The organism is Sorangium sp. So ce363 (assembly GCF_051520435.1).
Lineage (GTDB): Bacteria > Myxococcota_A > Polyangia > Polyangiales > Polyangiaceae > Sorangium > Sorangium cellulosum_B.
The window spans coordinates 3,395,277-3,417,971 of the sequence record NZ_CP150333.1; the positions used below are offsets into that span (position 1 = coordinate 3,395,277).

General features: G+C 69.0%; 19 protein-coding genes. 2 read left to right on the top strand and 17 right to left on the bottom strand.

All coding sequences use genetic code 11. The features are described 5' to 3' along the window. Nucleotides 1–43 precede the first annotated feature (43 nt). The 7 genes from WMF12_RS13110 to rpmH all read right to left on the bottom strand — a co-directional run bounded on the left by WMF12_RS13110 (nucleotide 44) and on the right by rpmH (nucleotide 5,848). Nucleotides 44–1,210 (bottom strand): FHA domain-containing protein, encoded by a 1,167-nt coding sequence (locus tag WMF12_RS13110; RefSeq protein WP_437871388.1) that lies wholly within the window; start codon nucleotides 1,208–1,210, stop codon nucleotides 44–46. A gap of 279 nt (nucleotides 1,211–1,489) precedes the next feature. After that, entirely contained in the window at nucleotides 1,490–1,843 is a 354-nt protein-coding gene (gene rplS / locus WMF12_RS13115; protein WP_012235149.1) for a 50S ribosomal protein L19, read from the bottom strand. A gap of 335 nt (nucleotides 1,844–2,178) precedes the next feature. Further along, on the bottom strand, nucleotides 2,179–2,736 hold the full coding sequence (locus WMF12_RS13120) for a protein jag (protein ID WP_437745965.1): 558 nt from the start codon (nucleotides 2,734–2,736) through the stop codon (nucleotides 2,179–2,181). Next, nucleotides 2,729–4,513, bottom strand: coding sequence for a membrane protein insertase YidC (yidC, locus tag WMF12_RS13125; protein ID WP_437871398.1), 1,785 nt, complete (start codon nucleotides 4,511–4,513; stop codon nucleotides 2,729–2,731). The genes WMF12_RS13120 and yidC overlap by 8 nt, the downstream gene beginning before the upstream one ends. A 156-nt stretch (nucleotides 4,514–4,669) precedes the next feature. Further along, nucleotides 4,670–5,053 carry a membrane protein insertion efficiency factor YidD gene (gene yidD / locus WMF12_RS13130; protein WP_276598071.1) on the bottom strand — a complete coding sequence of 128 codons (384 nt, stop codon included), beginning with the start codon at nucleotides 5,051–5,053 and terminating at the stop codon, nucleotides 4,670–4,672. Between the two features lie 71 nt (nucleotides 5,054–5,124). After that, on the bottom strand, nucleotides 5,125–5,688 hold the full coding sequence (gene rnpA / locus WMF12_RS13135; RefSeq protein WP_437871407.1) for a ribonuclease P protein component: 564 nt from the start codon (nucleotides 5,686–5,688) through the stop codon (nucleotides 5,125–5,127). 10 nt (nucleotides 5,689–5,698) lie between these two features. After that, nucleotides 5,699–5,848 (bottom strand): 50S ribosomal protein L34, encoded by a 150-nt coding sequence (gene rpmH / locus WMF12_RS13140; RefSeq protein ID WP_012235155.1) that lies wholly within the window; start codon nucleotides 5,846–5,848, stop codon nucleotides 5,699–5,701. Between the two features lie 341 nt (nucleotides 5,849–6,189). Between rpmH and WMF12_RS13145 the strand changes: the two genes are divergently transcribed. Next, the gene (locus WMF12_RS13145) at nucleotides 6,190–7,875 is read left to right on the top strand and encodes an OmpA family protein (protein ID WP_437871415.1); all 1,686 of its coding nucleotides are present in this window, start codon (nucleotides 6,190–6,192) and stop codon (nucleotides 7,873–7,875) included. A gap of 278 nt (nucleotides 7,876–8,153) precedes the next feature. On the opposite strand, the gene WMF12_RS13150 is transcribed toward WMF12_RS13145, so the two are convergent. The 10 genes from WMF12_RS13150 to WMF12_RS13195 all read right to left on the bottom strand — a co-directional run bounded on the left by WMF12_RS13150 (nucleotide 8,154) and on the right by WMF12_RS13195 (nucleotide 21,037). Then, nucleotides 8,154–10,304, bottom strand: coding sequence for a thioredoxin domain-containing protein (locus WMF12_RS13150; protein ID WP_437871421.1), 2,151 nt, complete (start codon nucleotides 10,302–10,304; stop codon nucleotides 8,154–8,156). A 59-nt stretch (nucleotides 10,305–10,363) separates the two neighbouring features. Continuing rightward, the gene (locus tag WMF12_RS13155) at nucleotides 10,364–11,692 is read right to left on the bottom strand and encodes a beta-ketoacyl-[acyl-carrier-protein] synthase family protein (RefSeq protein WP_437871427.1); all 1,329 of its coding nucleotides are present in this window, start codon (nucleotides 11,690–11,692) and stop codon (nucleotides 10,364–10,366) included. Between the two features lie 36 nt (nucleotides 11,693–11,728). Next, nucleotides 11,729–12,604: an acyl-ACP desaturase gene (locus tag WMF12_RS13160; RefSeq protein WP_437871431.1), complete on the bottom strand. Its 876-nt coding sequence runs from the start codon at nucleotides 12,602–12,604 to the stop codon at nucleotides 11,729–11,731. Continuing rightward, nucleotides 12,601–12,852 (bottom strand): acyl carrier protein, encoded by a 252-nt coding sequence (locus WMF12_RS13165; RefSeq protein ID WP_012235160.1) that lies wholly within the window; start codon nucleotides 12,850–12,852, stop codon nucleotides 12,601–12,603. Before WMF12_RS13165 ends, WMF12_RS13160 begins: the two co-directional genes overlap by 4 nt. A gap of 3 nt (nucleotides 12,853–12,855) precedes the next feature. Beyond that, complete coding sequence (locus WMF12_RS13170; RefSeq protein ID WP_437871439.1) at nucleotides 12,856–13,740, bottom strand: class I SAM-dependent methyltransferase; 885 nt, start codon at nucleotides 13,738–13,740, stop codon at nucleotides 12,856–12,858. Continuing rightward, nucleotides 13,727–15,559, bottom strand: a complete 1,833-nt coding sequence (locus WMF12_RS13175) for a fatty acyl-AMP ligase (RefSeq protein WP_437871445.1) — start codon at nucleotides 15,557–15,559, stop codon at nucleotides 13,727–13,729. The genes WMF12_RS13170 and WMF12_RS13175 overlap by 14 nt, the downstream gene beginning before the upstream one ends. 592 nt (nucleotides 15,560–16,151) lie before the next feature. Next, nucleotides 16,152–17,228: a DUF4340 domain-containing protein gene (locus tag WMF12_RS13180; RefSeq protein WP_437871449.1), complete on the bottom strand. Its 1,077-nt coding sequence runs from the start codon at nucleotides 17,226–17,228 to the stop codon at nucleotides 16,152–16,154. Nucleotides 17,229–17,255: 27 nt separating this feature from the next. Then, entirely contained in the window at nucleotides 17,256–19,100 is a 1,845-nt protein-coding gene (locus WMF12_RS13185; protein WP_437745975.1) for a GldG family protein, read from the bottom strand. 9 nt (nucleotides 19,101–19,109) lie between these two features. After that, nucleotides 19,110–19,844 carry an ABC transporter permease gene (locus WMF12_RS13190; RefSeq protein ID WP_437535377.1) on the bottom strand — a complete coding sequence of 245 codons (735 nt, stop codon included), beginning with the start codon at nucleotides 19,842–19,844 and terminating at the stop codon, nucleotides 19,110–19,112. Nucleotides 19,845–19,849: 5 nt separating this feature from the next. Continuing rightward, nucleotides 19,850–21,037 (bottom strand): ATP-binding cassette domain-containing protein, encoded by a 1,188-nt coding sequence (locus WMF12_RS13195; protein WP_437871461.1) that lies wholly within the window; start codon nucleotides 21,035–21,037, stop codon nucleotides 19,850–19,852. A gap of 377 nt (nucleotides 21,038–21,414) precedes the next feature. On the opposite strand from WMF12_RS13195, the gene WMF12_RS13200 reads away from it, so the two are divergent. Further along, nucleotides 21,415–22,662: an aspartate kinase gene (locus tag WMF12_RS13200; protein WP_437745977.1), complete on the top strand. Its 1,248-nt coding sequence runs from the start codon at nucleotides 21,415–21,417 to the stop codon at nucleotides 22,660–22,662. Nucleotides 22,663–22,695 lie beyond the last annotated feature (33 nt).

Here is a 22,695-nt window from a genome sequence, read left to right on the forward strand (position 1 = left end):
GGGGGCCAGGCTCGGCAACGCCTCTCCTCGTGCGATGGGCCCGTCAGGCCCGCGCCGACACGCTGAGCAGGATGACGCTGAACCCGCCGAAGCGGATCTTGTCGCCATCGCGCAGCTCGCGTCGGCCCTGGAAGCCGATCGCCTCCTCGTTGTGGAACGTCCCGTTGGTGGAGCCGAGGTCGGCGAGGACGAGCCGACCGCCGTCGACCTCGACCGTCGCGTGATGTGTCGACGTCGTACCGTGCGCTATCTCGATGTCGACCTTCTGCCCTGTCTCGGCGCGGCCGACGATGTTCTTGCCTTGCCAGAGCGGCCAGAACCTGCCGAGCGCGTCGTCCTGGAAGCTGACGAGGAAGCCGGCGAGGGTGCGGCGGCTCTCCTGCCCCGCGGCCCTCGGCGGCGCCGGCGTCGGCGGGCGCACCGCGGGAGGAGGCGGGATGTACGCGGGCGGCGGGCCCGGCGGGGCGATGTTCTGCTGTGGCTGCGGCGGCTCGCCGTAGGCTCCGCTGCCGCTCGCCTGCGGCATCGGCGGCGGTGCGGATGCCCCTTGCTGGTTGGGCGCGTAGGCCGTCTGGTTGAAGGGATCGCCGCTCATCTGGATGCCGTCGAGGGCGATCGGGTGGCCTCCCTCCATGCAGAACGAGCCGCCCGCCGGGATCGCGTGCCCCTGCACGCAGCGCGCGCCCTGCGGCTGCGGGGGCGGACCGAACCCGGGCTGCGGGGGCGGGCCGAAGCCGGGCCGCGGGAGCGGAGGGCCGGGGTAGCTGCCCTGCTGCTCCGGAAAGCTCGGGGCCGAGCCATAGCCGCCGCCCGGCGCGCCGTAGATCGGCGGCTCCGGCGGGAACGGCGGAGGTTTCAGCGGTACCGGAGGAGGCGGCTGGGGCGCCCCGTAACCACCAGGCTGCGGCCCGAAGGGCGGAGGCGGACCGAAGCCGGCCGGGCCGCCCTCGGGCGCCGGCGGGAACCCGGGAGGCGAGCCTGGAGGAGCCCCGAAAGGCGCCGGCGGGGGCGGACCAAAACCGCCGCTCGGCGAGCCATAGTTCGGGGGAGGCTCGGGGGGCGCCCCGAAGCCCGGAGCAGGAAACGGCGGAGGAGGCGGCGGCGGAGGAGCCCCGAACGCTCCAGGCCCGGACGGGGTGAGCGGCGAGGCGCACACAGCGCAGAATTTATCGGCGGGGGTCGCGGGCGCACCGCAACGCGGACAGAGCATGGTGATCCTTCTCGGGTTTCGCGGCGCTGGGGCACCGCCGCCGCGAGCATACCGTGGCCGCTCGGCCGAGGATCAAGGAAGAAGTATGCGGGAACCCTTGCTACAGGCCGGCAACGCGGTGCGTGCGCGCGCATGCAGGCGTCATCGCCCAGCGCGCAGCTGCTTCCGCGCTGTGCCATGGATGCCTGCGCGCGCGATCGAACCAGGGAGCCGGCTGTCCCCCTGGCAATCTGCTCTGCGGGAGCGCTCTCCTCGCGGCCGGGGCGCCGGCCGGCGGGATCAATCCTTTGCGTCGCGGACGCGAGCGGCCTTGCCTGCCAGGTTGCGCAGGTAGAAGAGCCGCGAACGCCGGACCACGCCACGCGAGACGATCTCGACCTTGTCGATGCGGGGGCTGTGGAGGAGGAACATGCGCTCGACGCCGACCGTGAAGCTCACCTTGCGCACGGTGAAGGTGCTCCGGACCCCGGCGCGGTGGCGCTTCAGAACGACACCCTGGAACACCTGGATGCGCTCCTTCTCGCCCTCGACGATCCGGTAGTGGACGCGCACCGTATCGCCGACCCGGAAATCCGGGATCCCCTCGCGGAACAGGGGAGCTTCGATCTTCGCGAGGATGTTCGAGGTCTGCATGGTCGGTCAATCCTTCAAAGGGTCGGGGATCCGTCTTCGCGGTCCCGTGCCCGTGCTCAAGGGGGCTGGGCCGCCGCCGTTCGTGGACTGCGTCCGGCGGAGCGGGGGCCGCGCGCGGCCCTCGTGCTTCACGCGATGAACGCAGATGGAACCCGGTTGCGGTTCCGGGAGAACATGGGCGCGAGCGCGTGCCCGCGCACCTCCCCGGGGGGTACCGGAGAGGTGCGGCATTATGCATGCGGGCGATCCGGTGTCAACGCCGGCAGCGGCGCAGTCGCTCTTGATGCGCGCGTCTGGTGCGCGTTTGGTGCGCGCTTCGTGCCGGGCCTTCTGCCTCAGCGGCGGACGGGGATGATCTGCACGCGGCGGGCCTCTCCCTCGCCGTCGCTCTTGGTGACGACGCCCGGGAACTTCGCCAGCGCCAGGTGGACGACGCGGCGGTCCTGCGGGTTCATCGGCTCGAAGGTGATGATCTTGCCCTCCTCGACCGCCTGCTTGCCCAGCCTGCGCGCCATGGAAGAGAGCGTGTCCTCGCGCCGCTGCCGGTAGCCCTCGGCGTCGATGATCACATGACGCCGCTTCTTGCCCGGCCGGTTGATCACGCGGTTGGCGAGGAACTGCAGCGCCGAGAGCGTCTGCCCCTTCTTGCCGATCACGCGGCCCGCGTCCTTCCCCTCGATCTCGAGCCGGATCTCCTCGGGCGGATCCTCCTCCTCGTTCTCGAGGAGGTCGACGGTGCAGTCCATGCCCATCGCCGCGAGCACATCGATGACGAAGTCGAGCGCGACGTCGGCGCGCCCGTCCTCCTCGAACTCGGCCGCGTCGTCAGCGCCCTGCGCCTCGGCATCGACATCCGCTGCGTCGATTCCCCTTTCGGCAACTTCACTATCCACGGACACGTGCTTTTCCCTTTCCGAGAGCAGGGGCCGACTTGTCGTCGTCGCCCGGAGTCTTCTTCATCGCGGATTGGGGCTCCGCGCTCGCGATCTCTCGCACCTGGATGCCGCCGGCCCGTTCGTTCTTCGCCTTCAGGTAGCGCTCGACGAGCACCTGCTGCCCGATGCCGAGCCAGGTGTTCGTCAACATGTAAACGCCGAGGCCGGCCGGGAGGAAGAGCATCATCGCGGTGAAGATGCCGGGCATCAGGTACATCATCATCTTCTGCTGCGCCGGGTCGCCCTGCGGGGGCATGAGCTTCTGCTGGATGAAGCTCGAGCCGCCGAGGACGATGGGAATGATGAAGTACTTTCCCGGGGCCGACAGGTCCGGAATCACGGGGCCGAACGGGGTGTGGTAGAGCTCCACCGCGGTCTGGAGCGCGGTGTAGAGGGCGAACCATACCGGCATCTGGAGCAGCATCGGGAAGCAGCCGACGACCGGGTTCGCGACCTTGTTCTTGCGCCAGAGCTCCTGCATCGCGAGGCCGCGCTGGGCGGCGTCGTCCTTGTACCTCGCGTTGATCTCATCCATCTCCGGCTTGAGCTTGCGCATCGCCGCGGCGCTCTTGATCTGCTGGATGCTCAGCGGGAAGAGCAGGAGCCGGACCGTGATGGTGAGCAGGACGATGGCCCAGCCCCAGCTGCCCACGGCGCGGTGGAGGACATAGAGGTACGAAACGAGGAGCTTCGCGATCGGCGAGAACCAGCCGAGGTTGATGACCTCGCTCGCCCCGTGGTCCACGGCGGCGAGCAGCTCGCGCTCCTTCGGCCCGGTGAAGGACAGGAGCTTGTAGGTCACCGCGCCGCCGGGCGCGAGCTCGTGCTCCGGATAGGCGAGCCGCGCGCGATAGACGTGCCCGTAGCTCGGGTCCTTGCCTTTGTCCTGGAACTTCGATGTATCCCAGACGTCCTCGATCTGCGTCTCGGCCGTGGGCTGCCCTGGCCCTTCCAGCGGGATCGCGATCTTGCTGAAGTAGCTGCTCGAGACGGCGGCGAACCGCGCGTTGCCCGGCGTGCGCCGCCAGCGCTCGGCGGTGAACTCCGGGTCCTTGAAGTCGCCGGGCTCGAAGGCGTCGGGGAGCTGGCGCTCGGTCTTCTGGTCGGTCGCGGCGACCGTCTCGGTGATCCACTCCGAGATCAGGCCGAGATGGCCCTCCGTCTCCTTCTGGGTCCGCCACGCGGTCTGCTCGACGGCGAGCCGGTGCTTGCGCGGCTCCTGCGCGAGGTTCTCGACCGTCATCTGCACCGAGAGCTCGAAGGGACGCCCCGTGGCCGCGACGACCTTGGTGAGCCTCGTCGCGCTGTCGGCGTAGGTGAACGTGCAGCTCTTGCCGTCCTGCGCCGAGAGCTTCCAGTCGAGGTCGTCGAACGGCACCTGCGGCGCGCTGCCGCCAGGCAGGTGCAGGTCCGTCCTGAGAGGCATCCGCGACTCGAGCGAGGTCGTTACCAGGTCCATCGGCCTGCGCTCGTCGTTCCCCGTCATGTATTTCGGGTCCGTCATCCAGAGGTGCCGGAGCGACCCGCCTCGCGTGGACAGCTCAGCCTTGAAGCGATCTCCGTCGATGGCGCACGTCTCTTCGGGGGCGCGCTCTGCGGGGGCCGTGCTGTCCTTGACGTCGAGCGGCTGGAGCTGCGGCGCGCCCTCACCGAAGAGGAGCGGCTTGCCGAACTGGAAAAACAGGATGATGGCGAGGCCGAGGAACAGCCATTTGGCGATATTGCTGCGTTCCATGAAGTCCTTCGTCGATCCCAGGATCTCGAGCCGCGCCCTTCGCTGCGGGCGTCTCGTGACGCCTCACGAGGCTGCCCAGGGTCGCTTCGTGCGGGCTTCGCTCCGCGGCGTGTCGGGCGCCGTGCCGCAGGGGGCCTTGTCGATGGCCGAGGGGGATTAGTCCATGAGGGTGACCCGGCCGCTGAAGCCCGCTCGACAAGGGGATGAGGCGTGCGAGGCGAGCTCCGCGCCAGTAGACGAACAGCGTGTCGTATCCCGCGGGTCAGCGTCCCGTTGACGCGGCATCCGAGCAGCCGCGGCACGGCGAAGACGAGGTGGTGGCGGAGGGTCGAACCCGCCTGGATGAAACGGGTGACACCTACACAGTCGCTTGAGCGAAAGCAAGCTCCCCCGGAGCGCCCCGTGGTCCACGATGCAGGCGGCGGCGTAGCGCGAGCAGGAGGGCTCGAACCGACAGACCGGGCCCATCAACGCCACGATGAGCCTGGAGAGCGTCATCTGGTAGGCGCGGATCAGCGCGAGGAGGAGCGTCGCCAGCATGCGGTGAGCCGTGAGAGAGCGAGGAGCTTGGGGCCCAGCGCACCACGGCGCAAGGTATGCCGCGCCATCTTCTAGCTGTCGGTTGGGTCGGTTGGGTCGGTCGGGCCAGTCTGGTCTGGCGCGGGCGCAGGTGGATCGCTTGCGCTGCGCTCGGCCATGACCTCCGTTCGCGCGCGTGGCGCGGCGGTGAGCGCCTCCTTCGCCCGGCGGCGGAGCACCGGAACCACGCCACGAAGCTCCGCCAGGACGTCATCGAGGCCGAGCGAGCCGGCGCCAGTGCGGAGGATCACCACGATGTCGACGCGCTCCGGGAAGAGCTCCGGGAATCTCCGGAACGCCTCCCTGAGCAGGCGCTTCGCGCGGTTGCGCGCCACAGCGCCGCCCACCTTGCGCGAGGCGACGAGGCCCAGGCGAGGCGCCCTGGATGGGACAGGCGCGGCAGCGCTCTTCGTGCCGCGGGGGACCCCGCCGTGAGCAGCGCCCTCGGTGGGGGCCGCGACGAGGAACAGCAGGTGGCGGGTGCTGACGCGATGACCACCGTTCTGGATGCGGACGAATTCTGCCCGCCTGCGAATGCGGCGCTCGCGCGGGAACGAGGAGGAGGACGCCGACGAGCGCGGTCGCGCTGGCGCCATCACCGCCGCGTTACTTCTTGTAGATGGTGGGCGCGAGCCGGGCGCGGCCCTTGCGGCGGCGGTTGTTGATGACCTTGCGACCGCCGGCGGTCGCCATACGCGCACGGAAGCCGTGGGTCCGGGCGCGGCGGGTGTTATGGGGCTGGTAGGTGCGCTTCATGGCTGGTGGTCCCTCGGTCTGGACCGCGAACGGCGGCATCCTGGCCGCACGTCAAGCGGGCGCGCAAGAAAGCACGGCATTTGGCCCAGGTCAACACCAGACGACGTGGTGACGCGCGGTTGCGCGCGGTTACGCGCCTTGCCCAGGTTCGCCGTTCTCTCTCACCTTTCTAGAGGCCTGGGTTAGCGTGTAGCCTCCGATCGACCGCAACGGTCGTTCAAGAGCGGGTCACAGGAGGGAATTTGACGCGCACCGGAGGACATGAGGGGGAAAAGCAGCACGCGCCCGCACGGGGCGTCAAGCGACGCGCGCTGGCGGCTGCTGCGGCGGGAGCCTTGTTCTTGAGCGCGCTCCCTGTGAGCGCGCAGACGAGGACGTTCTACCTGGACCGGCTCTACATGGCCGGTGCTCCCGACGACTCGATCGCGCTCTGGCGACCGCAGGTGGCGCCGGAGACGCGCTTCTTCGGGCAGTTCGGGCTCGGCCTCGGCCTCAATCCCTTCCGGGTCGAGAACATGCTGAATGACGACCAGGCCGCGGGGCGGTTCAGCAGGGAACACGGCTCGCCGGTGTCCTCGCAGCTCATCGGCTACTTCAACGGGGGCGTCGAGCTGCTCGACCGCTTCTCGTTCCAGGTGGGGCTGCCGATCATCGCCCTCCAGACGAGCAACCCGACGAACGACCCGAGCGTCGCCGGCGCAGAGGACGCGGCGAGCCCGTCGACCGCCGCGCTCATGGACATCCGGCTCGACGGGCGGGCGATCCTGTACCGCACCGAGGATCGCTTCTTCAAGCTGGGCGCCAACGCGACGGCGTGGGTGCCGACCGGCAGCAAGCTCTCGTTCTCGGGCGACAACGCGGCGAGCGCGATGATCGGGCTCTCGGGCGAGATCGATCTCAAGTCGATGTTCTTCGTCCTGAACACCGGGGTGCACTTCCGTCCGTACTCATCGCTCAACGACTTCGCCGTGACGAACGAGTGGAGGTGGGGGATCGGCGGCTTCCTCCCGCTGCGGAACGGGGCGCTGCGGCTCGGCGCGCAGATCTTCGGATCGACGGGCCTCGGCCGCGGCACGACGTTCACCGGCGACAACACGCCGCTGGAGTGGATGGCCGAGGGGCGGCTTGCGCTCGATCAGCGGAAGAAGGGGTGGCTCGGGGTCGGCGCCGGAACGCGGCTGTCGGGCGGCTACGCGCCGGATTTCCGGATGGTCGCGGTCGTCGGCTACTCGTTCGGCATCAAGGATGTCGAGCCTGTGTCTCCTGGCAGGCGCTTCCAGGCGGTCCCGCCGCGCGCCGCGGATACGGACAAGGACGGGCTCCCGGACGACATCGATCTCTGCCCGACCGATCCCGAGGACGGCAAGCCGCCGAACCCCGACGACGGCTGCCCGGCGCTGCCCGATCGCGACGGCGACGGCATCCCCGATATCAGCGACAAGTGCCCGGATCAGCCCGAGGACTTCGACAAGATCAACGACGCCGACGGCTGCCCGGAGGACGACGCCGACGAGGACAGCATCGCGGACGCGAAGGACGCCTGCCCCAAGGAGCCGGGCCAGCCGAGCCCCGAGCCGACGAAGAACGGCTGCCCGCAGTTCATCCGTCGCATCACGGGGTCGAGCGAGATCCAGATCCTGAAGCAGGTGCAGTTCGCGACCGGCAGCGCGAGGATCCTGCAGAACAGCTACAGCATCCTGGACGAGGTCGTCCGGCTCTTGAAGGTGAACCCCGAGATCACGCTCGTCGCGATCGAGGGCCACACCGACAACCGGGGCTCGGACCAGCTCAACGAGAAGCTCTCGAACGATCGCGCTCACTCGGTCAGGACGTACCTGATCGAGCGGGGTGGCATCGATCCCGCCCGGCTCACGGCGGCGGGCTTTGGTCCGAAGCGGCCGATCGACGACAACAACACCGAGGCTGGGCGCCAGAAGAACCGGCGCGTCGAGTTCCACATCCGCGAGAGCAACACGGGCGGGAACAAGGCTGGCGGCGACAAGGGTGGCGGTACCGTCACGCCGTAGGTGGCCCATCCGGACGGCGCGCGCGGGAGCCCTGCTGTGCGTGGTGCTCTCGCCGGCGTGCCGCCCTGAGCAGGGCACGCCATACCGCTGCAGCTGCACCTTCGTCACGGACTTCGACGACGACTCGAGGCTCGACGTGGAGGTCTGCGCTCCGAGCGACGCCCGCGCCGAAGGCGTCGGACGTGGATGCGCGCAGACCCACGCTCCGGGCCCGGTGTCCGGATGCACCTGCGGAGGCGCCCCGGATCGCGGCCCGTGCGAGCTCAGCGCGTGCCGCGTTACGCCAGCAGCGCCTTGAGATCGGCCGCCGTCGTGACAGGCGCCGAGCACGTCCGCCCGCGACATGCGTAGGCGACCGCCCCGTCAGGGCGCGCGGGCTTGCCTTCGGCGACGACCTTCACCGCCGCGGCGCTCTTCGGCCGAGCCGGATCCACGAGCACGATCGCCCGGTTCGGCAGGTACGCCTTGAACGCCTCGCGCGCGAGCTCGGCCGCCGACGCCGAGCCCGCCTCGCCGACCACCACGACCGTTACTGCACCGCGCGTCAGGCGGTCGAGAACGCACACGGTCTGGCCGAGACCGAACGAGTTCTCGAGCGCCGTCGGCGCGAGGACGTCCAGCTGCCGCTCTGCCGGTGAGAGGTAACGCTCGTCGGCGATCTCGGAGAGGCGCAGGCAGAGGAGCGCCGCCATCGAGGCGGCCGAGGGCGCGGCCTGGTCGTAGATGTCCTGCGTGCGCGCGATCAGCGCGTCGCCGTCGTCCGGCGTGAAGAAGAACCCGGGCGCGGCCTCGTCCCAGTGGTGCGCGATCATCGCGTCGGCGATCGCGCGCGCGACGTCGACGTAGCGCGGGTCGGAGGTGGCCTCGTACAGGTCGAGGGCCGCGTTCCCGAGGTACGCTTGGTCGTCGAGGAACCCTGGCCGGACGTCGCCCACGGCCGCCCCGGAGCCGCCTTGCTCGCTCTTCGCGCCTGCAGGCGCGCCGTCCTTGAGATAACGGCCGACGCGGCCGCCGCGGATGAGCTTCCGCTCGAGCAGCGCGAAGGCGCGCGCCGCGGCGTCGACCCAGGCGGGCTCGTCCAGCGCGCGCCCGGCGTCGGCGAGCGCCCCGATGAGCAGCCCGTTCCAGCTCGCGAGCACCTTGTCGTCGCGCGCCGGCCGAGGCCTCGCGTCGCGCGCCGCGAGCATCGCGACCCTGGCGCGCGCGAGCGCATCGCGGCACCGATCGAGGTGGGTCGAGGAGCCACCTCCCGCGCCGTCGTCGATGACCGCCGCGGCCTGCTCGAGCGTGCGGTGCTGCGAGAGCACCGTCGCGCCGCTGTCCTCGAAGTTGCCCTCCTCGCTGATGCCGAAGACGAGGCGGGCCACGTCGTACGCGAGCTGATCCTCGCCGACGGCGTCGCGGAGCTGCTCGAGCGTCCACACGAAGAACTTGCCCTCGCGCCCCTCCGAGTCGGCGTCCTGCGACGCGTAGAAGCCGCCCTCCGGGTCGCGCATCTCGGCGAACAGGTAGCCGACGATCTCGCGCGCCGTCTCGGCGTAGATCGGCTTCCTGAACGCGCGGAACCCGTCGGCGTAGAGGCGCAGGAGCAGCGCGTTGTCGTAGAGCATCTTCTCGAAGTGGGGCACGAGCCAGCGCTCGTCCGTCGAGTAGCGGTGGAAGCCGCCGCGCAGGTGATCCCAGATGCCGCCGTCCCGCATCCTGTCCAGCGTGAGCTCGACGCCCTCCGCCGCGACGCGATCGCCCTCCAGCACGCCGCGGCGGAGCAGCACGTCGAGCGCCATCGTGTTCGGGAACTTCGGCCGCGATCCGATGCCGCCGTGGCGGGGGTCGAGGCGCGCGAGCAGCTGCCGCGACGCGCGCCGGAGCAGATCGGACGACGCGGGCGCGACGACGCCTGCAGCGCGCGCCGGCGCGCGCTGAGCGCGCTCGATGGCATCGGTGATCTCCTGCGCCTGCTGCTCGACGTCGTCGCGCCGGTTCCTGAAGGCGTCGGCGATCTTGTCGAGCACCTTCGGGAAGCCGGGCATGCCGAGCGCGTCCTTCGGCGGGAAGTACGTGCCCGCGAAGAAGGGGCGCTGATCCGGGGTGAGGAACACCGTCAGCGGCCAGCCGCCGCTCCGGCCCATGAGCTGCACGACGAGCTGGTAGATGTGGTCGAGATCGGGCCGCTCTTCCCGGTCGACCTTGATGTTCACGAAGAGGTCGTTCATGTGCCGGGCGATCGCCTCGTCCTCGAACGACTCGCGCTCCATCACGTGGCACCAGTGGCAGGCGGCGTAGCCGATGGACAGGAGGATCGGCTTGTCCTCTCGGCGAGCGAGATCGAGGGCCTCGGCGCCCCACGGGTACCACGCGACCGGGTTGTGCGCGTGCTGCAGGAGGTACGGCGACGACTCGCTCGCGAGCCTGTTCTTGTGGGCTGCCATGAGCCCCACGTAGAGCCGGGCGCGTGGGGCCGCCAGCCGTCCCGCGGCGGTCGCCGGCGCTACGCCCGCTCCAGCACCAGCGCGCAGTTGTGCCCGCCGAAGCCCGCCGAGCACTTCACCGCGTGACGCAGATCGACCGCCCGCCGCTCCCTCACGACGTCCAGGGAGCACTCCGGATCGAGCTCATCCACGTTGATCGACGGGTGCAGCAGCTGGTCGCGCAGCGAGCACACGACCGCGATCGTCTCGACGGCGCCGGCGCCGCCGAGCAGGTGCCCGATCATCGACTTGGTCGCCGAGATCGGGATGCGCGCGAGGCGCTCGCCAAAGACGCGCCGCAGCGCGAGCACCTCGGCGGCGTCGCCCTGCGGCGTCGAGGTCGCGTGCGGGTTGATGTAGCCGATCGCCTCCGGCGCCGTGCCCGCCCTGGCGAGGGCGCGCTCCAGCGCGAGCGCGAGCCCGAGCCCCCCCGAGTGTGGCCGCGTGAGGTGCTCCGCGTCCGTGGTCATCCCGAAGCCGGCCACGACGGCGAGCGGCTTCGCGCCGCGCGCGAGCGCGTGCTGCTCCTCCTCGAGCACGAGCGCGCCTGCTCCCTCGCCCATCACGAAGCCCTGGCGGCGCCGGTCGAACGGGCGGCTCGCGCGCGCCGGGTCGCCGTCGACGGCCCTGGCGAGCGCCTTCGCATTGCCGAACCCCGCGACGGTGTTGAGCCGCGTCGCGGCCTCGGCGCCACCCGCGACCATCACGTCGGCCTCGCCCGCCTCGATCATGAGGGCCGAGGTCGCGATCGAGTGCGTGCCCGTCGCGCACGCGCTCGCGAGGTTGTACGACGGCCCCATGAGCCCGTATCGCATGGAGATGAGCGCCGCCGCGCCGTTCGGCATGACCCCCGGGATGAAGTAGGGCGACACGGCCCGCGGGCCGCGCGCCGCGCTCCTGCCGACCTGCTCTTCAAAGATCTCGACCGACCCCATGCCCGTGGACATCAGGCACCCGACGCGGGTCCGGTCGATGCCGCTCGCCGGCGCTGCGGCGGCGAGCGGCGGCGCGCCCTGTGCCCGCGCGCCCGCGCGCTCCGCCGCCTCGTCCTCCGCGCCAGAGGCGCGCTCGATCGGCACGATGCCGGCCTCGCGCAGCGCCTCCACCGCGGCCGCGAGGCTGAAGTGGGTCACGCGGCCATAGATCTCCGCCTCCTTGGGCGACAGGTACCTCCCGACATCGAACCCCTTCACGCTGGCTGCGATGTCGCTGCGGAGCCTGTCGACGGGGAAATCGCGGATGTAGTCCACGCCGGATCTGCCGGCGAGGAGGTTTTGCCAGGTGGTCGCGACGTCGTTGCCCAGCGGGCAAACGGCTCCGATCCCGGTCACGACGACGCGCCTTCGCATCGGACTGCTCTTGCTCGTTGGGGGGAGGTGGAAGGTTCAGGCGGACAGCGCCTGGGGCGCAGTCTTGTCCAGGTTGGGAGCGCTTGCGAGGCCCTCGATCGAGGGGTCACGGCGCTCACCGCCGCGGCGAAGATCGAGCGCGGTGCGCTGGGCGGCAAGCATCTCGTGCCGGTTCACGCCGAGGTACTTGAGGATCGGCATGTAGACCTTCTGGATGAACACGTTCCGGTCGACGCCGGCCTCGCGCATCTTCAGGATGCGCGAGTCGTAGTCGGGGACGATCCCGACGCCCGGCATCTCGAAGTTCGCGAACACGTGCGCCATGTCCGTGAGCGTCCCCGGCCGGTCCTCCTCGAGCAGCACCTTGATGACGCTCTGGTAGAAGCGGCAATGGGCGATCTCGTCGCGGGCGATGTAGTCGTAGATCGTCCGCAGGCACTCGTCGCCCTCCGTCGCGGCCCGCTCCCGGTGCTTCACGTAGATGACGAACGTCGCCATCTCCTGCACGCAGCCGTAGAACGTCATCTGCCGCGGCGTGTGGAACGGGAGGTCCCACTTCTTCGCGAAGATCTGGTGCTGCAGATCGCTGAGCTGCTCCTCCGTGCGCTTGCCGGAGCGCAGGAGGTACTGCATCAGCGTGAGCGAGTGCTTCGACTCTTCATAGGCCCAGTTGGCCTGGAACCACGCCTGGCCGAAATACTTCCGCACGAGGTTGATGCCGTTCGCCACGTAGTCGGGCAGGTACATCTCGACCGAGCAGAAGGTCTCCGCGCACAGGGCGAGCTCCTCGCTCGCGTCCTTGTTCACGCGCTCCCACGGGATGTCCTGGAAGACGTTCCAGCGGCGCTCGCGCTCCGCCTTCTCGAAGAACGTCATGTACTCCTGGAAGATCTTCTCCTCCAGCTGGCTCATACGGTCGCCTCCAGCCGCTCTCCGACCTTCTTGCAGAGGTCGCCCACGGTGATGAGCTCGACCAGATCCTCGTCCGGAATCATGATCCCGAGCTCGGTCTCCATCTCTCCCACGATCTGCATCATCGAGAGCGAGTCGATGCCGAGCTCCGTGATCACAGACGTCGCGGTGACATTGGGGAACTCGCGCTTGTCCACCCGGGCGGCAACCGTCTTGAAAATCTCGAGCAGATTGGTCTTGTCCGTCATGGTTCAGTCGATCCTGCGAAGCTCGTATTGAGCGAGGGAGCTGTAGTGCTTGTCGAACGCGTTCACGCACGTCGACAGGTAACGATCGTAGTCGTCGAAGACCTTGTCCCCCCACGTCGACCGGATGGTCTTCTCGTTCAGCCTGAGCCGGCGGAGCCACTCCGCGGTGGTGCGCTGGTAGTGCTCGCGCCGCGTGTTCACCTGCATCACCTCCCAGTAGGGGTTCGCCGCCTGGATGATGTCCTCGAGCCGAGGGTTCAGGCCGCCGGGGAAGATCTCCCGCGTGACGAAGTAGATGTCCTCCAGCTCTTTCCTCGTGCCGGCGGGGAGCCCGCCCCAGGGCGTCATCCGCGGCGTCCGGTTGCGGAGGATGGTCTGGAGGCCGAACCAGGCGCCCTTGTTCGTGAGCTCCCAGGCCTTCTTGAAGTAAGCCCGATAGATGTCGATCGCCTTGCCCTGGCGCGCCTCCTCCGGCGAGCACAGGTGATCGATCATGCAGATCGAGATGAGGCTGTCGAACCGCTCGGCCGTCGCGAAGGTCCGGAAGTCGCCGCCGACCACCTCGACGCCGGGGATCTTGCGGGCGTTCACCTCGGCGGCCTGCGCGGTGGACAGGGTGACGCCGACCGCGCGCGTCACGCCGCGCGCCGTCGCCACGTACTCGAGCGCCGCGCCCCAGCCGCAGCCGATGTCGAGCACCTTCCTCCCGGGCCCCGCCTTGGCGAAGTCCGACAGGATCCGGAGCTTGTTCAGCTGCGCGGCCTCTAGCGACTGCTCGGGGGACTCGTAGACGGCGCAGGTGTAGTTCATGCGCTCGTCGAGCCAGAGCCTGAAGAACTCGTTCGAGACGTCGTAGCTGACCTCGACCTCGGCCTTACTGGATCCCATCGATGACTCCTTCGACACGTGCCGGGGCGCCGCCCGCGCGACCCCCTTCGGTTCGCGACGCCGGTCCGCTCGCGCGGATCGCGTCGCCATGGGGAGAGGGCGTCGCGCCCTCGTCAATATCCGAGGCGACCTCGAGCTCGCCGGCCTCGAAGCGCCGCTTCATCTCGCGGCGCCGCACCTTGCCGCTCGACGTCTTCGCCAGCGTCCCCCGCTTGATCAGCGCGACCTCGGACAGCTGCACGCCGAGCTGGGCACGCACGGCCTGGGTGATCGCCTGCGCGACGCCGGCCACGCTCCGCCTGGCCTCGGCGACGACGATCGCGCGCTCGGCCCCCTCGGCGGTGAGGCACGAGAACGCGACGCAGTGGCCGTCGCGCACCCCCTCGACGGAGGACGCGATGCGCTCGATGTCCTGGGGGAAGTAGTTCTTGCCGCCCAGGATGATGAGGTCTTTGGAGCGACCGCACAGGTACACTTCGCCGGCGACGGTATAGCCGAGATCGCCTGTCCGCAGCCAGCCCCCTCCGAACGCCGCCTCGGTCGCCTCTGGCTCGTTGAAGTAGCCGGCGGCGACGCTCGGGCCGCGCACCCAGATCTCCCCGACCTCACGCGGGCCGAGCGGCGATCCGTCAGGGCCCGCGATGATGAGCTCGTGGCAGGGGAGGGGGCGACCGCAGGAGACGAGCTCCAGCGACGCGCCGCCGTTCGTGGGCCACGCCTTGCCGGCCTGCATCGCCTTCGCGTCCACGCGATCGGTGGTGAGCGGGGCCTTGAGGTCGCTGAACGTGATCGCCAGCGTGGCCTCGGCCATGCCGTACGAGGGAAGGATGCTCTCCGGGCGGAGCCCCCGCTCGCTGAAGCGGCGGAGGAACGCGCGGAGCACGTCGGCCTGGATCGGCTCGGCGCCGCACCCGAGCGCGCGCACGCAGGAGAGGTCCCAGCTGCCCGCCTGCGCCTCGGTGACGGCGCGCGTGGCGAGGGCGAAGGCGAAGTTCGGGGCAAAGGTGATCGTGCCGCGGAACCTGTGGATCGCGTCGAGCCAGAGCGACGGGCGGCGGATGAACGCCGTCGTCGGCAGGAACATCACCGGCACGAGCGCGTAGAGCGGCGCGATGACGAAGCCGATGAGCCCCATGTCGTGGTAGAGGGGCAGCCAGCTGACGCCGCGATCTTCCGGCGTGGAGCGCAGCCCGTCGAACATGATGGCGTGGCTGTTCACCGTCAGGTTGCGGTGGGTCACCATCACGCCCTTCGGCCGCGAGGTGCTCCCCGACGTGAACTGCAGGAACGCGAGGTCGTCGAGGGACACGCGCCAGGGCTCGGCCGCGTGCGGTGCGTCGGATGCGTCGAACGCGTCCAACCCATCGCGCGCGCGCAGGTCGCGCTCGAGGACGACGCGCAGGCCTGGCAGGGCCTCGCGGCTCTCTCCGTTCGCCGCGAGGTAGGCGTCGATCATCTCCTTGAGCTGCTCGTTCGTGACGAGCACGCTGGCGCCTGACGCCTCGAGGATGTGCTGCACCGTCTCGCCGTACGCCTCGAGCTTGGCCAGCGACTGCGGCGGGTACATCGGGACGGCGACGATGCCTGCCGTCAGCGCGCCCACGAAGGTCAGGACGAACTCGTCGGCCTCCGTCAGGATCAGCGCGACGCGGTCGCCCTTGCGGAGCCCGAGCTTGCGAAGGGCGTAGGCCCGGCGCCTCGCCTCGACCCAGAGCTCGGCGTAGCTGATCGCTCGCTCCTCCCCGGAGCTGCGAACGAACGTGACTGCGCGGTCGGCGTGCACCGAATTCTGCTGAAGGACTTCGACGAACGTGCGCATAGGCTCTCTGGCGGCTCAGGTCGGCCGGATGTCGTGATCCGTCCGATAAGGACAACGGGGGCCTGAGTGAGCGCAGCCATAAGCGAAAATCGAGCCAGGGCAAACAGAAAACACGGGAATCCAGGGTTTGGGCTTGATTCCGCCGTGAACGCCTCTGATCCCACCGGGCGCCATGGTCATAGGTGACGAAAAATCGTGCGCAGAGTGCGTCGAATATTCGTCACATCGGCCCCTGAGTGCGAATCGAGGTTCGCGTGGCTCGAGAGCCACACCGGGCCGATTGCACCGACCCAGGTTGAGGTTGCCGGCGCCGACCCAGGTTGAGGTTGCCGGCGCCGACCCAGGTTGAGGTTGCCGGCGCCGACCCAGGTTGAGGGTGCCGAGGTTGAGGTTGCCAGCGCCGACCCAGGTTGAGGGTGCCGAGGTTGAGGTTGCCAGCGCCGACCCAGGTTGAGGTTGCCAGCGCCGACCCAGGTTGAGGGTGTCTGGTTGGGCCGCTGAGACGCCGACGTGGCTTCGGGAGGCGGGCGCACAAAATGCAAGGAGGCGCCGGTCTCCCAGCGCCTCCCGCTCTCATGCGCGACGTCGTCTGCTACTCGGCGTCGTCCAGGCCCATGTGGCCCGCCGCCTCATCGTCATGGGCGTCTTCGCCCTTCTTGTCGTCCTTCTTCTCCGCCTTCTCGAACCTCTTCGGCTCTGCGATGGCCCAGTCGGCCGACCACGACGACAGCACGTAGATCGTGCCGTCGCCGCCTTCCTTCGTGGCGTAGCGGCTCGAGCCCTTCGCGGTCTTGCCCACCTTGACGGTGAAGTCGCCCGCGTTGTCCTTCAGCTTGATCGTGATGATGCCGCCGTTCGAGGCCGCCGCGTCGAGCCCCGTGTCCGACTTCTCGTCGCCGAAGTCCTCCGCGCCGAGGTTCTTGTAGGCGCGCAGCAGGTCCTTCACCTTGGCCTCGTCGAACTTCTCCCACTTCGCGGAGGCCGCGCCCAGCTTGCCGCCCTTGTCGCGCTGAGCGAACGTGCCGGCCCACTTGTCGCCGTTCTTCGAGAAGCTGAACAGGCCGTTCTTGTTCTCGACCGAGACCTGGATAGCGTTCTCGTCCTCGAACTTGAGGATCGACGTCTCGCGCCAGTTCTTGGGCTCCCGCGTGTAGAGGTAGCTCGAGTAGCCGCCCGCGACGTAGACGCCGTCCTGCCCGTCGACGCGCGCCATCTGCCCGCGCGAGCCGCTCTTGCCGAGGTACAGGTCGAGCGCCTTCTCCTCGCCCTTGTACGCGACGACATGGACCGCCTTCTCGTCCGTGAGCTCGTACTGAGGGTACGTGCCGCTCGTCCGGTCGATGACCTCCTTCAGCTTGAGCTCCTTCAGGTTGTCGAGGAGGCTCCGCACGTTCGCCGCGTTCGCCTTGGCGTTGACGGGCTTCGTGACCTCCCACGTGTCGCCCTTTTTCTCGAGCGTCACGTCGGACTTGTCGGCGTTCTTGATCGCGATCTTCGTGACCTTCTCGACGTCTTCCTTCGAGACCCCCACCTTCGGCAGATCCGCCGTGGCGGCGGTCGCCGAGTGCGCGGCGAGCTCGTCCTTCTGCTTCTTCTGCGTGAAGTACACGCCGAGGCCGAGGAGCGCGAGGACGGCGAGGGCGATGTAGATTCTGTGCTCGGTCTTCATGGCTCTTTCACCCGATGGGGCTCTGGCTCAGTCGAGCGTGATGTTCTCGCGGGCGTTCTCGCGACGCCGCCACCGGATGAGGCCGAACACGGCGAAGAGCGCCGCCGGCAGGAGCGTCAGCGTCCACTGCACGCGCTGCTGCACGGTCTTGCGCTCCGCCCGGTACTCCTCGGCCTTCTTGGCCAGGGTGGCCTCATCGTCCGTGGCCTCCTGCTTCGGCTTCTCGATGCCCGCGTAGGTCAGGTTCGTCTCGCCGAACATCTTCGCGGTCGCGGCGAGCAGCGTGCTGTCCCCCGCCATCCAGTCGAGGGTGTTCTTGAACGCCAGGATGGTGGCGGTCAGGTACTTCTGCGCGTACGGCTGCGAGAGCATCAGGAGATCCTCGTCGCCGCCCATCCCGCCCATCATCGCCATCTGCGGCGGCATGGGGGGCGGGTTGCCGGAGCGGGCGAACGGGTTCGCGAGGAACTGCGACGCCGAGAGCACGAGGATCCGGCCCTTGTCCGCGCTCTCCGCGGGCGCGCTGATGCCGAGCCCCTCCTGGCCGCCGAAGGCGCTCTTGAGCTTGCCCTCGACCGTCACCGCGATCGCGCGCTGCGCGTACTCGCCCTTCGGCTTCCAGTCGGCCGAGAACTTCATGTCGATGGCCTCGGACACGTCGACCGTCGTCTTCGGCGTCGAGCGCGCGACGACCTTCATCGTCGCCTCGGGCTGCTTCTCCGGGTGCGGCACGAGGGTCGACGGGAAGGGGAAGGCGAGCTCGGGGAGGCGGAAGAAGCCGGGGAACGACGAGTCGAGGATCTGCTCCTTCTCGTCGAAGCGGCTGTCCTCCTGGAGCTGGAGGATGCCCGGCGCGCGGAACCACATCATCTGGCCCGACTGCGTCTGCACCGGGATGGCCATCGAGCGGCTCCAGTCGAGGATCGCCTCCTTCTTCATCTCGACGCCGTAGCCGTCGAGCAGCTTCTCGAGGCCCCAGGTGTTGAGCGACGCCTTCATCGCCGGGTCGGACGCCTTGAGGTTCACCGCGCCGGCGAACACGGCGAGCGCCTTGTTGCCCAGCATCATGAACTGGTCGATGCGGCGCAGCTCCTTCTCGGTGAACTCCTTGCCCGGCTGCGTGATCACGAGGCCGGCGAGCTCCTTGTTGATCTCGCTGTCGCCGCCCTTCAGATCGACGTCCTCGAACTTGTAGAACGGGAAGTGGTGCTCGAGCAGCGCGCGCATCGACGGGCCGCCGCCCCGGCCGCCCTGCGACGCGACGAGGTTCGGGTCCGTCAGCTTGATCTCATCCTTGCCGGTCACGACGCCGATCTTGGTGTCGATGGCGTCCGCCTTGTCGCGGATCTCGCGGATGGTGTTCGTGATCCAGAACTCGAGGCCCTGCGCCTGGTCCGGCGAGAGCATCGGGATCGCCTCCTTCTCGCTGCCGTACTTGAAGGCGATGCCCATGAACCCGCGGGTGATCGTGGCCTGATCCTGGCCGGTCTCGCTCCCCTCGCCGAAGGCGGCCTCCTGCAGGCCCGCCTCCTTGGCGGCGGCGCGCTGCTCGTCCGTCTTCGCCTCGATGATCGCGTAGTGGAGCTTGCCGTTCGAGGCCTGCTCGTACTCGTTCATGAGGTCGGTGAGGTCCTGGATGAACGCCTCGTGCTTCGGGAGCCCCCGGGTGACGTAGACGTCGATCTGGAGATCCTGCTTGAGCCCCTCGCGGACGAGGTGGGCCGAGCCCTTCGAGAGGGTGAACCTCTCGGTCTTCGTCATGTCGAAGCGCTTGTAGGCGCCGTACGAGATGACGTTGGCCGCCACGAGGATGGCGGCAACGATGGCCAGGTAGACGCCTGTCTGCGTCGCGGCTTTGGCTTTCCGTTCCATGGTTGGTCCTTACGCCCACTTCCTGCGCTCGAGCGCCCTGAACGAGGCCATGAGGCAGCCCGCTGTGATCGAGAGGAAGAAGACGATGTCTCGGGTGGACACCATGCCGCGCGCGAACGGCGTGAGGCGGGTGTCGAAGCTGATGAAGGAGAGGACGTCGCGGATGAGCGACGGGGCGTAGTCGGCGAGGTTGTCCACGCCGTGCAGGAAGCCGAGCACCAGGAAGGTGATGAAGAACGCGATCACCTGGCTGTCGGTCAGCGACGAGATGAGGAGGCCGATCGACACCGCCGCCGCGCTGTAGAGCACGAGGCCGATGTACCCCGAGAGCACCGGCCCGCTGTCGAGCGCGCCGAGGTGCCAGGGCCACACGAACATCATCAGCGGGTAGAGGATCGTCGAGAAGACGAGCACGAGGACGAGCCCCCACGCGCCGAGGAACTTGCCGAGGACGACCTCGTGATCCTGCACGGGCAGGGTGATCAGCATCTCCAGCGTGCCGCTCCGCTTCTCCTCGGCGAGGAGCCGCATCGTGATGACGGGGATGATGAGGAAGGAGAGGCCTATCGGCGCCCAGCTGAACAGCTGCACGAGCGAGGCGCGGTCCGCCTGCCAGAAGCCGCCGTTCATCAGGAAGAAGATGACGCCGAGCGCGATCAGCCCGAAGCAGATCACGACATAGGCCAGGGGGGAATCGAAGTTGGAGCGGAACTCCCGCTTCGCGATGGTCAGGGTGGTGCTCATACCGTTCAGCCCTTCTTCTTGGCGGGCGCTTCTTCCTCTGCGCCTTCGTCCTCGTCGCCGTCGCCGCCGTCCTTGGCTTCGTCGCCGGCGCTGTCGTCGTCCTCTTCCTCGTCGTCCTCGTCGTCGGCCGGCGCGCTCGCCTCGTCCTCGTCCTCGAGGTCGTCGGTGATCAGCTTGCGGCCGCGGTCCTTGCGCTCGTCGCCGCGCGTGAGCGCCTTGAACACGTCCTCGAGGCTCTGCGAGTCGCGCCGCATCTCGAGGAGGAGCCAGCCCTTCTGCACGACGAGCTGGAAGAGCTCGGGCCGGATGTCGCCGCCGAGCGCGCCGAGCAGCTGGAAGCTGTGGGCGCTGTCGCCGGTCGGCAGCTCGGTGACGCTGGTCACCCCGGGCAGACCGGAGAGCGCCTCCTGGACCTCCTGGGCCGTCGGGGGCTTGCGCGCGCCCGACCGGTAACCGTCGCCGCCCTCGAAGACCTTCTTCTCGTGGACGGTGATGACGTACCGGACCTTGCCGCTCTTGGCGCGGATGTCGTCGAGCGGGCCGTCGGCGACGACGCGCCCCTTGGAGACGACGATGGCGCGGGCACAGGCGGCCTCGACCTCGGACAGGTTGTGGGTGGAGAGGAGGATCGTCCGCTCCTTGCCGATCTCCTTGATGTAGCGGATGACCTCCGCCTTCTCGTTCGGGTCGAGATCGCTCGTCGGCTCGTCGAGGATGAGGATCGGGGGGTCGTGGACGAGCGCCTGGCCGAGGCCGACGCGCTGGCGATAGCCGTGGGAGAGCGTGCCGATGTCCTTGCCGAGCACCTGGGCGAGGCCGCACACCTCGACGATCCCCTTCATCCGCTTCTTGAAGAGCGAGTGATCGAGGCCGCGCATGTCGGCGACGAACGAGAGGTATTCCCAGACGTTCATCTCGCCGTAGAGCGGGGCGCGCTGGGGCAGGTACCCGAGCTTGCGCCGGACATCGAGCGGGTCGTCGAAGACGTCGTACCCGTGGACCCGCGCCGTCCCGGCCGACGCCGAGAGGAAGCAGGTGAGGATGCGCATTGTCGTCGACTTGCCGGCCCCGTTCGGTCCCAGGAAGCCGACGACCTCGCCGCGATGGACCTCGAAGCTCACCTTGTCGAGCGCGCGCAGCGACCCATAGCGCTTGGTCAGCGAGCTCGCCTCGATCATCACATCGCTAGCCAAAATGACCTCCTTAGATGGTTCCTTGAGAAGCGGAGCGCCCGGCTCCGTCGTTCGCCCCTGGCGATCCCCCCCGCCATGGCCGGCGGGCGCGCCGTTGTAGCACCCTGGATCACCCATTACCCAGGCGAAAGGCGGCGCCATCGTAGCGGCGGGTGGATCTCTGTCAACAGCGCCGACCCGAAGCGGTTGAACCTGGGGTTTATTCCCGGCGATCGGGGCTGCTCCGGGCACGGTTGTCCGGGCTGTCCCCGGTTTGGCGGGGTCGCAGCGGTTTCTCCGCGAGATGTCGTGCGCAGGACGGGCTCGCCGGGCGCGCGCGGCGGTCGAATTTCTCCTTGACCTGGGCGTCTGTGTTGGACTAGTTGGCCACACCTCGCGTGAGCCTCATCGTCCAGAAGTTCGGCGGCACGTCCGTCGGGTCCATCGAGCGCATCCAGCGGGCGGCCGCGCGGGCGCTCGCCACACAGCAGGCCGGTCATGACGTCGTGGTCATCGTCAGCGCGATGGCCGGCGAGACGAACCGGCTGCTCAAGCTGGCGTCAGACATCGCGCCCGTGCCCGACGCGCGGGAGATGGACGCGCTGGCGGCGACCGGCGAGCAGGTCTCGGCCGCGCTGATGGCGATGGCGATCCAGGCGCAGGGGGGCAAGGCGCGGAGCTTCCTTGGCCACCAGCTGAAGATCCTGACCGACAGCGCCTATACGAAGGCGCGGATCAAGGCGATCGACGCCCAGCGGCTGCACGAGGCGCTGGCCGGGGGGAAGATCGCGGTGGTCGCCGGGTTCCAGGGCGTGGACGACGCGGGCAACATCACGACGCTCGGCCGAGGCGGCAGCGACACGAGCGCCGTGGCGATCGCGGCGGCGGTGGGCGCCGAGTGCGAGATCTACACGGACGTCGACGGCGTTTACACAACGGACCCGAACATCTGCAAGACGGCGCGGAAGATCGAGCGGATCAGCTACGAAGAGATGCTGGAGCTCGCCTCGCTGGGAGCGAAGGTCCTTCAGATACGGAGCGTGGAGGTTGCGATGAAGTACGGTGTCCCGGTGCATGTGCGGTCGTCGTTCTCGGACGTGCCGGGCACGTGGGTCGTCAGCGAGGAGCAGTCTCTCGAGAGCGTGACGGTGACGGGCGTGGCGCTCGACCGGAACGAGGCGCGGGTGATGCTCGTCGGCGTCGACGACAAGCCGGGCGTCGTGGCGCAGATCTTCGGCGCGCTGGCCGAAGAGAACATCAGCGTCGACATGATCATCCAGAACGCGCCGAGCTACGGCCTGGAGGCGCGCGGCGCCTCCGGCGAGGTGAAGGCCGACGTCACGTTCACCGTCGGCAAGGCGGATCTCCCGCGGGCGAAGCTCGTGATGGAGAAGGTCTCCAGCGGCGTGCGCGCCGTGAGCATTCGTTACGAGGAGGACATCGTGAAGGTGTCGATCGTCGGCCTCGGGATGCGGACGCACGCGGGCGTGGCGGCGCGGATGTTCCAGCTGCTCGCGGCGGAGGGGATCAACATCCAGGCGATCTCCACGAGCGAGATCAAGATCTCGTGCCTCGTCTCGACGAAGTATGCCGAGCTCGCCGTCCGTGCGCTGCACGATGGCTTCGGGCTCGGCGCCAAGGCCTGACGAAGCCCGCGCTACCGTCGTAACGCGCTCGCC

Coding starts and splice junctions, on each gene's coding strand:
- WMF12_RS13175 (WP_437871445.1), bottom strand. CDS start 15,559: ATGCGCACGTTCGTCGAAGTCCTTCAGCAGAATTCGGTGCACGCCGAC.
- WMF12_RS13150 (WP_437871421.1), bottom strand. CDS start 10,304: ATGGCAGCCCACAAGAACAGGCTCGCGAGCGAGTCGTCGCCGTACCTC.
- WMF12_RS13160 (WP_437871431.1), bottom strand. CDS start 12,604: ATGAGCCAGCTGGAGGAGAAGATCTTCCAGGAGTACATGACGTTCTTC.
- WMF12_RS13190 (WP_437535377.1), bottom strand. CDS start 19,844: ATGAGCACCACCCTGACCATCGCGAAGCGGGAGTTCCGCTCCAACTTC.
- yidD (WP_276598071.1), bottom strand. CDS start 5,053: ATGCTGGCGACGCTCCTCCTCGCGCTGATCCGCGCCTACCAGATGACG.
- WMF12_RS13170 (WP_437871439.1), bottom strand. CDS start 13,740: ATGGGATCCAGTAAGGCCGAGGTCGAGGTCAGCTACGACGTCTCGAAC.
- WMF12_RS13180 (WP_437871449.1), bottom strand. CDS start 17,228: ATGAAGACCGAGCACAGAATCTACATCGCCCTCGCCGTCCTCGCGCTC.
- yidC (WP_437871398.1), bottom strand. CDS start 4,513: ATGGAACGCAGCAATATCGCCAAATGGCTGTTCCTCGGCCTCGCCATC.
- WMF12_RS13155 (WP_437871427.1), bottom strand. CDS start 11,692: ATGCGAAGGCGCGTCGTCGTGACCGGGATCGGAGCCGTTTGCCCGCTG.
- WMF12_RS13110 (WP_437871388.1), bottom strand. CDS start 1,210: ATGCTCTGTCCGCGTTGCGGTGCGCCCGCGACCCCCGCCGATAAATTC.
- rplS (WP_012235149.1), bottom strand. CDS start 1,843: ATGCAGACCTCGAACATCCTCGCGAAGATCGAAGCTCCCCTGTTCCGC.
- WMF12_RS13185 (WP_437745975.1), bottom strand. CDS start 19,100: ATGGAACGGAAAGCCAAAGCCGCGACGCAGACAGGCGTCTACCTGGCC.
- rnpA (WP_437871407.1), bottom strand. CDS start 5,688: ATGGCGCCAGCGCGACCGCGCTCGTCGGCGTCCTCCTCCTCGTTCCCG.
- WMF12_RS13165 (WP_012235160.1), bottom strand. CDS start 12,852: ATGACGGACAAGACCAATCTGCTCGAGATTTTCAAGACGGTTGCCGCC.
- rpmH (WP_012235155.1), bottom strand. CDS start 5,848: ATGAAGCGCACCTACCAGCCCCATAACACCCGCCGCGCCCGGACCCAC.